The 1547-nt window shown below is 61.5% G+C and carries 2 protein-coding genes; both read right to left on the bottom strand.

Translation table 11 applies throughout. The features are described from left to right. Window positions 1-792 (bottom strand): electron transfer flavoprotein subunit alpha/FixB family protein (locus BIS10_RS18690; RefSeq protein ID WP_253507771.1); only part of this gene is annotated, 792 nt, incomplete at its 3' end. A 14-nt stretch (window positions 793-806) separates the two neighbouring features. Beyond that, the coding region (locus tag BIS10_RS18685) for an electron transfer flavoprotein subunit beta/FixA family protein (RefSeq protein WP_253507768.1) at window positions 807-1547 on the bottom strand (741 nt) is incomplete at its 5' end.

Raw genomic sequence — 1547 nt, 5'->3', positions numbered from 1 at the left:
GTGCTGAATCGCACCTGAAATACCCACCGCAATGTACAGCTCGGGCGCGACGATCTTACCGGTTTGGCCCACCTGCATGTCGTTGGGTACGAAGCCAGCGTCTACCGCCGCGCGAGAAGCGCCAATGGCCGCGCCCAGCTTGTCGGCAATGCCGTCCAGCAGTTTGAAGTTCTCGCCGTTGCCCATGCCGCGGCCACCGGAGATGACGACCTTGGCGCCACTGAGTTCCGGGCGGTCGCTTTGCGCCAGCTCTTGTTTCACAAAGCTGGACTGGGCGTTGTCCGCGACGAAATCCACCGCTTCCGTTGTGGCGCTACCACCGGTACCGACCGCATCGAAACCTGTACTGCGGATGGTGATGACTTTCAGCGCGTCGTCACTTTTGACCGTAGCGATGGCGTTACCGGCATAGATCGGGCGCAGGAAGGTATCGGCGCTTTCGACGCCGAGCACATCCGACAGCTGGCTGACATCTTTCAGGGCCGCCAAGCGTGGCAGGACGTTTTTACCGGTGGTGGAAGCGCTGGCCAGTACGTGGGTGTAATCACCCGCCAGCTCCACCAGCAGCGCGCCCATGGGCTCGGCCAGCTGGTGGGCGTACACGGCGTTGTCCGCCACGCGTACTTTGCTCACGCCGTCGAGTTTGGCGGCCGCCTCGGCAGCCGCTTGGACGCCTTCACCGGCGACCAGCACATCAATATCGCCACCAATGGCCTGGGCCGCCGCCACGACGTGAGCGGTCGCGCCCGCCAACTGACCTTCATGAAGGTCGGCAAGTACCAGAATGCTCATGAGATCAGCTCCTTTTAAAGCACTTTGGCTTCGTTTTTCAGTTTGTCGATCAGCTCGTCCACCGAGGCGACTTTAATACCGCCTTTGCGCTCGGCGGGGGATTCCACTTTGAGCAGCGTGACCTTGGAGGCCACTTCCACGCCATAGTCAGCGGGGGTTTTGACATCCAGCGGCTTTTTCTTGGCCTTCATGATGTCCGGCAGCTTGGCGTAGCGCGGCTCGTTCAGGCGCAGGTCAGTGGTGACAATGGCCGGGAGTGTCAGCGCGACGGTTTGCAGGCCGCCGTCGATTTCACGGGTCACGTTGACCTTGTCTCCGTCTACGGCCACTTCCGAAGCAAACGTGCCTTGCGGCAGATTGGTCAGCGCGGCGAGCATCTGGCCGGTCTGGTTGTTGTCGGTGTCGATGGCCTGCTTGCCCAGGATGACGAGGCCCGGCTGCTCTTCGCCCACCACTTTGGCCAGCAGTTTGGCCACTGCCAGCGATTCGGCGCGCTCATCGGTTTCAATGTGGATGGCGCGGTCAGCACCCAGCGCCAGCGCGGTGCGCAGCTGCTCTTGGGCGGCCTTGGGGCCTACGGTCACGGCCACGACTTCGGTGGCTACGCCCTTCTCTTTCAGGCGCACTGCCTCTTCCACGGCAATTTCGCAGAAGGGGTTCATGGCCATTTTGACGTTGGTAAGGTCCACATCAGAATGGTCCGCTTTGACGCGGATTTTGACGTTGTAGTCGATGACGCGTTTCACCGCGACGAG

The organism is Halomonas sp. 707B3, from assembly GCF_024158645.1.
In the GTDB taxonomy this organism is placed as follows: domain Bacteria; phylum Pseudomonadota; class Gammaproteobacteria; order Pseudomonadales; family Halomonadaceae; genus Vreelandella; species Vreelandella lionensis.
The sequence above is the reverse complement of the archived record's forward strand: the minus strand, read 5'-3'. Positions and strand labels throughout refer to the sequence as shown.